This is a genomic window from Ureibacillus suwonensis (assembly GCF_042655065.1).
Lineage (GTDB): Bacteria > Bacillota > Bacilli > Bacillales_A > Planococcaceae > Ureibacillus > Ureibacillus suwonensis.
This window is the reverse complement of the sequence record NZ_JBHSNQ010000155.1, coordinates 1-8989: the sequence shown is the minus strand read 5'-3', so window position 1 is coordinate 8989 and position 8989 is coordinate 1. Positions and strand designations below refer to the sequence as shown.

Genomic DNA, 8989 nt, shown 5'->3' with positions numbered 1-8989 from the left:
GTGCTAACTTAATTTTAACAGAAGAGGTCCTTATTTTTTATTGAAAAAATGAAAAACAGCCCATGAAATTTCATTCCAAAATTTCATGGGCTGTTTCCATTTTAGAGGGGGTTTTGTCCCAGCCTCTGAATGAAATGATTTAATCTTCTTTCAGCAATGTTTCCACAGATGCATAATCCCGCTGTTGCGCCTCAGCAACCGCCTTGTATACTACATATCCTTTCAAAGTGTTGATTCCTTTTTTCAACGCCTCATTTTCCAAGCAGGCTTGTTTATAGCCTTTGTTGGCAATTTGCAGCGCATATGGCACTGTGACATTCGTCAAGGCAAGAGTGGAAGTTCTCGGTACCGCTCCCGGAATATTCGGCACCGCATAATGAAGCACGCCATATTTTTCAAAGGTCGGCTTGTCATGGGAAGTAGGGTTGTTTGCGGTGATTTCCGTGCTTCCTCCCTGGTCGATGGCAATATCGACAATTACAGAGCCCGGCTTCATTTGCTTCACCATTTCTTCTGTCACCAATTTCGGCGCTCTTGCTCCAGGAATTAATACGGAGCTGATCACCAAATCGGAATTTTTCACGGACTCGGCAATATTATATGGATTGGACATCAACGTTTGAACGGAAGTGCCAAAAATATCCTCCAATTGACGTAAACGGTCAGGGTTTACATCGATCATTGTCACATCCGCTCCCATCCCAATGGCAACGCGGGCGGCGTTTGTCCCGGCAACCCCACCGCCTATGATGGTCACTTTTCCACGGGGAACGCCTGAAACCCCACCTAATAAAATTCCATTGCCTCCATTCAATTTTTCCAGGAAATGCGCACCGATTTGCACACTCATTTTCCCAGCCACTTCGCTCATCGGCGTCAAAAGAGGCAGGGAACCATTAGGCATTTGCACAGTTTCGTATGCAATTCCAACCACTTTTCGATCAAGCAATGCTTGTGTCAATTCATATTCAGGCGCCAAATGCAAATAAGTGAAGAGGATTTGTCCCTCATAAAAATATTGATATTCACTTTTAATCGGCTCTTTCACTTTCAAAATCAGCTCTTGTGACCATGCTTCTTCAGCGGTTTTGACAATTTTTGCTCCCGCAGCGGCATAATCCTCATCAGTGAAAGAAGAACCCAAACCCGCACCGGTTTCAATATATACTTCATGGCCTGCATTGGTTAATGTAACGACCCCCGCAGGCGTCATTGCGACACGATTCTCATTGTTCTTAATTTCTTTAGGAATACCAATTTTCACTCGAAGATCCCGTCCTTTTCTGCAAAATTCAAAATTCTGTCATCATTTTTTATTCTAACAATTATGAAATAAAAATAGAATCAAAATATGAAAAAAATCCCCCCAAAAAGGGGGAAATGCAATTCAATGAAGTTCACAACAGATTAACAAAAAATTAAAATTTCCAACAAAATTTACGACAATTTTTAGAATAATATGTGAATTTTTTTACATTTTTCTCTAATTTCTATTCCCATTATCTGAAAATTTGATATAATAATAACATAGTAAAAGGAGGTAAGCCTTATGGTAAATTATAAGAATATTGTAGTAGCTGTGGATGGTTCAAAAGAAGCAGAATATGCATTCAAAAAAGCGATTGATTTTGCTAAACAAAACGACGATGCAAAATTGCACTTGGTAAACGTAATTGACACACGTTCATTTGCTGCAATTGAAGCATACGATCGTTCCATTGCCGAAAAGGCTCAGGCATTTTCCGAAGAATTGCTTGAAGGATATAAAAAGCAAGCAGAAGAAGCTGGCGTAAAAAATGTAAACGTAATCATAGAATATGGTTCTCCAAAAACAATCATTACGAAGGAATTATCCAAATTAGTTGATGCTGATTTGATTGTCTGCGGTGCAACAGGTTTGAACGCAGTTGAACGTTTCCTAATCGGTTCAGTTTCTGAAGCGATTGTCCGTTCCGCAAAATGTGATGTGCTAGTTGTCCGCACTCCTGAAAACTAATATTCATATTTGGAAAAGGCTGTCTGGAAAGCCTCGAGCTTCCCGGGCAGTTTTTTTGTGGCCATTTTTCCAATCATTCGTTTCCAACCTTTCCTATTGCTGCAATCTGGCGATACAAATTGTCAACAATTTTACGTTTTTATCAACTTTTCCTGATGGCGATATCTGTCGAAATGTGTTAAAACTATTACTGTCTTTTATTCATTATAGAAAAGTTGATTTCAAGATTAGCACAATTCTATTCTACATTGCTGATAACATTTGACAATTAATCATGATGAAAAACAGAAAGAATGGTTGAATTGAAACGGATTCCTTATTTTGATAACGCAAGGGCATTATTGATTATCCTTGTGGTCCTTGGCCATATGAGCAGTGAATTTATCGAACATGATGAACTGATCGCCGACGTTTATTTATTCATTTATACCTTTCATATGCCTGCTTTTATATTGATTTCAGGATATTTCGCAAAAAAAATTTATGAACAGGGATATTTTAAAAAACTTGTAAAAAAACTCCTCATTCCATATGTAATCTTTCAAGTGTTCTATACGCTTTACTATGACTTCATCTTTCACGATGACATCAGTTATAGTTTGTTTATCCCGAGATGGGGACTTTGGTTTTTAATGAGTTTGATCTTTTGGAATGTACTTCTGTATTTTTTCGGCAAATTGAAATATGGGCTCCTGATGGCCATCGCCATTTCCCTTTTAATTGGGTACGACACAGAAGTGGATGAATTTTTGAGTCTGTCCCGCACCTTTTTCTTCTTTCCATTTTTCTTGGCCGGCTATCATTTAAAAGAGGAGCATTTTGTCCGATTAAAATCCCGCATGAATACGGTTCTCGGCATCATTGTTGCGATTGTCGGGTTCATCTTGATTGCCCGGTACGCCCCGCTCGACTATCGATTTTGGCTATTGGGAAAAAGACCATATGAAGAAATCGCGGACACAATTGAATACTCGGCACTCATGCGATTGGCCACTTACGGCGTTCAGTTTTTGGCCACCTTCGTCTTTTTGACCTTGGTGCCAAAAAAACAAAGCTTTCTTACTTCCATCGGCCAATCGACCATGGTCATCTACCTGCTTCATATGGGGATCGTCCGGATTTTCCACGATCATCCCATCAAGCAATACATTATCGAAACAAGCCAGTATTGGATACTCTTTGTATCAAGCCTTCTGATTGTGTATTTGCTGTCCCGAAAACCGGTGGTCAACGTCTTTCAACTGGCATTTGCAAAAAACAAAAAATGATGTAAATAAAAAGGTGCGCCTACAATTCGAGGCAGCACCTTTTTATATGGGAGTCATCTATATTTTTCCGGATTTATGCAAATTCTAAACCTGTTATCGGGTACTTACTTGCTCAAATTGTTTTCTTTCCACATTCGAATCTTTTCAAAGAACAGTGAAAGCGCCTGTTTGTTCGACATATTCGGAACTTTGGCAAGCAGCACTTCTTTCGGAGGGCGCAACTGATCGCTTTTCTTTTGCAAAATGAAAAGGCTCTTTTCATGCTGTTTTGATTTGAAGATGTTTTCCGGCAATTGAATCACTGCCTGAATCCATGCATGCTTTTTCAAAAACTTATGGAGCATTTCCGCCTGTCCCGACTCGAATAATGTGGCTGGTATCAAAAATATTAAATATCCGCCTTCTTTTGTGTATCGCAATGATTGTTCAATATATAAATGATGGGCATAGCTCATCTCGTTTTTTGCGCATAATTCGTAGTCTTTTGCCACTTCATCGTTTGGATAATAACCGACAGGCAAATCGCAAACGACGAGATCTGCCGGTTCAATAAGCAACGGTCTTAGCGCATCTTGATGATACAGTTCAATCGGCTGCTCGATGAGTTCAGCAATCTCACTCGCCAATTGAATCAGCAATTCATCAACTTCCACCCCTGCAGCCAAAATTTTGCCGTCCAACTGATTCATGATGGTAAACATTAAATTTCCTGTTCCTAATGCAGGGTCAAGAATGGATATCATGCCATTTTGCAATTTTTCTTCATAGAATTGCTCGACAAAGTAAGTGATCAACAATCCCAAAGAATCCGGTGTCATCTGATGGTTGGGTTGCGATGATTCACGCATGCCTTTCAATATGGCGAGCTGAATCGCTTTGCGGGTTTCTTCCTTCGTTGCCGCTTCAACCGGAAATTGAAACTCTCCATCCAAAACTCCTCTGAGCGTTGTGAGCACACCCTCCAAATAAGTTGACTTGCTTGAACGTTCAAATTCCTCGGCCTTTTTATTTATAAAGGCAAATATTTGCTCAATTCTTTCCATTCTGTTCTTCCTTTCACAAATCCCGTTCTAATTGGTGTGACGATATGTAAAACGGACAAAAAATGAGTGTAGACAAAGCCGCGATGACTTTGTCTACAATAATCAGCCCAATATAATAATAACCGAAAAACCGGATAAAAGATATCTTACAAGTAATAACCTTTTGTTACGATTTCTAAACCATTAAAGAAGTTCTTTTACAGCTTTAATAGCCGCTTCATAGTCCGGATGGTTCGTTGTTTCAGAAACATATTCCACATAACGTACAATGCCTTCCCGATCAACGACAAACACTGCACGGGCCAAAAGACGCAATTCTTCAATCGCCACACCATAAGCTTTTCCAAAGGAAAGATCTTTGTGGTCGGATACAGTGACTACACGATCGATGCCCGCTGCACCGCACCAGCGTTTTTGAGCGAAAGGCAAGTCGACGGACACCGTGTAAACGATGACATCGTCCCCCAATTTTGCCGCTTCTTCGTTAAAACGGCGGGTTTCCGCATCACAAACGCCTGTATCAAGGGATGGAACTGTCGCAAATAAGCGGATTTTCCCTTCTGAATCTTTTAAAGTGACAGGTGATAAATCATTGGCAAGCACTGTGAAATCCGGCGCTTTGTCACCCACTTTCACTTCATTTCCCAACAATGTCACCGGGTTATTTTTAAATGTTACTTGAGCCACTAGAACATTCCTCCTTTTTTTCTACTAATTTCATCTTACTAAACACTTTCCCCACTAAGCAAATAACTTAACTTGAAAATCAAAAAACCATTCAGCATCCAAAGAAACGATGGATGCTGAATGGTGATTGATCAAGCTGTCTGATGGTTGGAATGGCCGTCAATTTCAATGATCTTTTCTCTAATCACAGTCTTTTCATTTTTTACATACACATTTTCCTGCACCACAATGGTATCGGCAATATAGTCCTGGATTCCCCGGTTTTTCGGCGTAAACGCAACTGCAAGATAAGATAACCAAACGGTATTATTGATGAAGCGCGCCACCAATTCCCGGAACAATACAGTACTCCATGAAAGTTTTTCCTCTTTCAGCGATTTCACTTTTAATCCGAAAATCATCTTGCCGACCGTTTGCTGCCAGAACTTTGTCATAATGATAAAGTAACCGTAATAGAAAATTCCTGAAATAATCGTAAACGGTGCAAACCAATCGGAAGTGGACATATCCAAGTCCAAAAAATAGAAGATTGGTTTAACCAATATGGATACGATTGCACTGACGATGAGACCGTCTGTTATGAACGCCAAGAACCGAATCCAAAAACCGGCTGTTTTTTCCTCATATTCTTCAACAATTTCCGTTTCTCTTACGGTTTTTGTTTCAATGGCCTCTTCCTTCTTCCCTTCGCTTAAAAATTCATTGTTATTGATCGCTGCAACAGATTCTTCCGCGGTTTTTTCCGCCAATGGTTGGCCGGATTCATTTATTTCCCTTTCCGCAGCCCCCATATTTTCTTCATTTGAGGATGTTTCAACGTGGTCATTATCATAGATTGAATCATTCTGTTCCTGTTCATTCGCTGAAATATTGTCATTCGTTTCTTGGGCAGGAGTTTTCCGTTCATTTTCTGGATTATAACCCGTCATTTTCAGCCCTCCTTAATTTTGACCATATAAATACATCAATCGAGGTGATTCATAAGAACTCATCAATTTCTTCAATAGTCTCTCTTCTGCTGAAGGGCCAAAGATTGTACCCATTTTCGATGCCAGCAAAGATGAAAAAGTTCCAAAACCGGACTCGTATTCAAACAATTCCGCATCTTCCAGTTTATGATCTTTTCTTATTGCTTGAATGACATCTTCCAAATTGCCCAACTCATCCACCAAACCGGCTCTCATCGCCTGGCTTCCGCTTAAAATCCGTCCATCCGCCACTTTTTTCACTTCCGCTTCGGACATGTTTCTGCCTTGTTCCACTACATCCACAAACGCTTCATAGGATTCATTGATCATTTCCTGAAGCATCGCTTTTTCTTCTTCGGTGGAAGGTCTTGTGCCGCTGAACATGTCTTTATGTGCGCCGGATTTGATAGTTTCAATTTCGACTCCTAAATTTTTGGCAAGTTCTGAGTAGTTGTAGTTCTGCATAATGACACCGATGGAACCTGTGACAGTTTCACGATGGGCAAAAATTTTGTCCGCAGGGGCAGAAATGTAATAACCTCCTGAAGCAGCCATCGATCCCATTGAAACATATATTGGAATACCTTTTTCCTTTTTGATTTGCACCAATTTATCATGAATCTCCGCGGATTCAATGACCCCGCCACCTGGCGAGTTAACATACAATACAACACCTTTTACCGTATCGTCTTGCAAAATTTGATCCAATGAAGCCAAAAACATTTGATGATCATATGCCAAAGTTGTCCACGGCGTGCTTGAGCCTACATCCTGAATGACTCCATCCACTGAAAGCAAAGCGATTCGTTCATCAAAAGATCCCGGTTCGACAACCGTTTCGGTTAATTCTGTTGTTGTCAAGGAATCAAACCCGCTGAAAATATCCGTCTTGAGAATCGACATCAATGCATTGATTCCAATTGAAACAAACAGCAAAATAACCGCAAAAATAAGTGCAATCCATCTTTTTACATTCATTTTTTTACCTCCTTCACCTTTCATACGTTTTGGAAAGCCAATTGTTTCAAAAAATTATAAAATTTTCTTTACTAATATAAGGTTACATGAAAAAAAGACATTCAGAAAGCCATTATCTTCTCTGAATGCCTTAAATTTGTATATTTTATGAAATATTGGTTTATTTATGAAATGGGAAGGTGTGAATCATTTCGCTGTTTGTTTTTGCCATTCTCTTTGGCGCAATTCGACTCTGCGAATTTTACCGGAAGTGGTTTTAGGCAATTCATCAATGAATTCAATCGCTCTCGGATATTTATATGGGGCTGTAATGTTTTTCACATGCTCTTGCAATTCCTGAACAAGGGTTGGACTATTTTTTAATGTTGGGTCTTTCAATACAACGAAAGCCTTTACAATACTTCCGCGAATTTCGTCAGGACTTGCCACAACTGCACATTCTTTTACAGCTGGATGTTTTACAAGGGCATCTTCCACTTCGAAAGGACCGATTGTGTAGCCGGAGGAAATGATGATGTCGTCACCGCGTCCTTCAAACCAGAAGTAGCCTTCTTCATCTTTGTACGCCCGGTCACCTGTCAGGAACCATTCTCCGCGGAATTGCATTTGCGTACGTTCTGGATCTTTGTAATAACCTTTGAAGAGGGCAGGAGTGGATGAATGGACGGCAATATCGCCAACTTCTCCCGGTTTTGCCGGTTCCCCGTTTTCATTGATAATTTCCACCACATTTCCCGGAGTCGGTTTGCCCATGGAACCTGGTTTCGGCTTCATGCCCAGCATAGTACCAACGAGCAGTGTATTTTCAGTTTGTCCATATCCATCGCGGACTTGAATATTAAATACATTCAGGAATTTGTTGATGACTTCGCTGTTTAACGGCTCCCCTGCGGAAACGGCGCTTTTTAAATTCGACAAATCATAAGATTCCAGCCCGTCCACTTTTGCCATTAAACGATATTCCGTCGGCGTACAGCATAATACATTGACCTTATAATCTTGCAATAATTGCAGATACGTTTTTGGATCGAATTTTCCTGTATAAACGAAGGCTGTGCCGCCGCTTCCCAAAATCGCCAGGAATGGGCTCCAAATCCACTTTTGCCAGCCAGGTGCTGCCGTCGCCCAAGCCACATCATTTTCTTTCACACCGAGCCAGTGCTCAGCGGCTGTCCGCAAATGTGCGTAACCCCAACTATGAGTGTGGATTACACCTTTCGGATTTCCGGTTGTTCCGCTTGTGTAAGATAAGAAAGCGATATCGGAGCTTTTTGTTTGCACTTCATTAAACTCATCCGATAAATTTTCAACGGCTTTTTCAATTTGAATCCAAGGTTCTTCCGCTTCCCCGTAAACGAAAAGTTTCAATCCATCCAAGGATTTGACGTCTTCAAATTGAGCGATTTCATTGGAAAAGGCCACAATCCCTTTCGCACCGGAATGTTCAATGCGATAGTCGATATCTTTTGCTCTTAACATTTCAGAGCTTGGAATGATTGAAAGTCCTGCTTTTAATGCACCGATGTATGTAGCGTAGGCTTCAGCAGAACGCGGAACCATGACAAGAATCACATCGCCTTTTTCCAGGCCATGGCTTTTAAATAAATTCGCCACTTTATTGGCTCTTTTTAAAAGTTCAACAAAGGTGATCTGCTCAGTGGTGCCGTCTTCATGGCGAACCAATAACGCCAATTTACTCTCATCTTTTGCCCATTTTTCAAATTCATCCACAATGTTATAGTTTTCTGGTGCAATCAAATCTTCCCTCTTCAAGCAAATTCCCCCTTAATTTGAAAAATTGAAAATATTATCCTAATTATAATTATATACGAACAAAATAGCAAAATATTCTTCATAATAGAAAATTTTTTGTTTGAGAGTTTTGCAAAATTAGATTTTTATTAAAAAGAGTTTTAAAAGAAGTATCTTTGGTTTACAAATATTCTGTTTGTCCTTTTTTGGGCGTACTTGCAGAATTTTTCGCTTTAAAAATTTTTTAAGCGGTTTGTTGCTTTTTACTCTCTTTTGCCATTGCGAGAGCTGAAACCA

General features: G+C 40.1%; 8 protein-coding genes. 2 read left to right on the top strand and 6 right to left on the bottom strand.

Translation table 11 applies throughout. The features are described from left to right. Positions 1-139 precede the first annotated feature (139 nt). A complete protein-coding gene (ald, locus tag ACFPOH_RS11825) occupies positions 140-1264 on the bottom strand; it encodes an alanine dehydrogenase (protein WP_342581655.1) in 1125 nt (374 codons plus the stop codon). A 285-nt stretch (positions 1265-1549) separates the two neighbouring features. On the opposite strand from ald, the gene ACFPOH_RS11820 reads away from it, so the two are divergent. Both ACFPOH_RS11820 and ACFPOH_RS11815 read left to right on the top strand, forming a co-directional pair. Next, positions 1550-1996, top strand: a complete 447-nt coding sequence (locus ACFPOH_RS11820; protein WP_342468927.1) for a universal stress protein — start codon at positions 1550-1552, stop codon at positions 1994-1996. Between the two features lie 293 nt (positions 1997-2289). Continuing rightward, positions 2290-3264: an acyltransferase family protein gene (locus ACFPOH_RS11815; RefSeq protein WP_390309812.1), complete on the top strand. Its 975-nt coding sequence runs from the start codon at positions 2290-2292 to the stop codon at positions 3262-3264. A gap of 104 nt (positions 3265-3368) precedes the next feature. Here the strand turns inward: ACFPOH_RS11815 and ACFPOH_RS11810 are convergent, their stop codons facing one another. The 5 genes from ACFPOH_RS11810 to mbcS form a co-directional block, all read right to left on the bottom strand. Then, positions 3369-4307, bottom strand: coding sequence for a class I SAM-dependent methyltransferase (locus ACFPOH_RS11810; protein WP_390309810.1), 939 nt, complete (start codon positions 4305-4307; stop codon positions 3369-3371). Between the two features lie 183 nt (positions 4308-4490). Further along, positions 4491-4994 carry a thiol peroxidase gene (gene tpx / locus ACFPOH_RS11805; RefSeq protein ID WP_342468924.1) on the bottom strand — a complete coding sequence of 168 codons (504 nt, stop codon included), beginning with the start codon at positions 4992-4994 and terminating at the stop codon, positions 4491-4493. Positions 4995-5125: 131 nt separating this feature from the next. After that, positions 5126-5923 (bottom strand): RDD family protein, encoded by a 798-nt coding sequence (locus tag ACFPOH_RS11800; protein WP_342468923.1) that lies wholly within the window; start codon positions 5921-5923, stop codon positions 5126-5128. 12 nt (positions 5924-5935) lie between these two features. Next, positions 5936-6940 (bottom strand): signal peptide peptidase SppA, encoded by a 1005-nt coding sequence (gene sppA / locus ACFPOH_RS11795; RefSeq protein WP_342468922.1) that lies wholly within the window; start codon positions 6938-6940, stop codon positions 5936-5938. Between the two features lie 186 nt (positions 6941-7126). Beyond that, complete coding sequence (gene mbcS / locus ACFPOH_RS11790) at positions 7127-8713, bottom strand: acyl-CoA synthetase MbcS (RefSeq protein WP_342468921.1); 1587 nt, start codon at positions 8711-8713, stop codon at positions 7127-7129. Positions 8714-8989: the final 276 nt, after the last annotated feature.

Excerpts from the sequence above, each read along its gene's own strand:
- ACFPOH_RS11820 (WP_342468927.1), top strand. The coding sequence starts at position 1,550 with ATGGTAAATTATAAGAATATTGTAGTAGCTGTGGATGGTTCAAAAGAA.
- ACFPOH_RS11815 (WP_390309812.1), top strand. The coding sequence starts at position 2,290 with ATGGTTGAATTGAAACGGATTCCTTATTTTGATAACGCAAGGGCATTA.
- ACFPOH_RS11810 (WP_390309810.1), bottom strand. The coding sequence starts at position 4,307 with ATGGAAAGAATTGAGCAAATATTTGCCTTTATAAATAAAAAGGCCGAG.
- ACFPOH_RS11800 (WP_342468923.1), bottom strand. The coding sequence starts at position 5,923 with ATGACGGGTTATAATCCAGAAAATGAACGGAAAACTCCTGCCCAAGAA.
- sppA (WP_342468922.1), bottom strand. The coding sequence starts at position 6,940 with ATGAATGTAAAAAGATGGATTGCACTTATTTTTGCGGTTATTTTGCTG.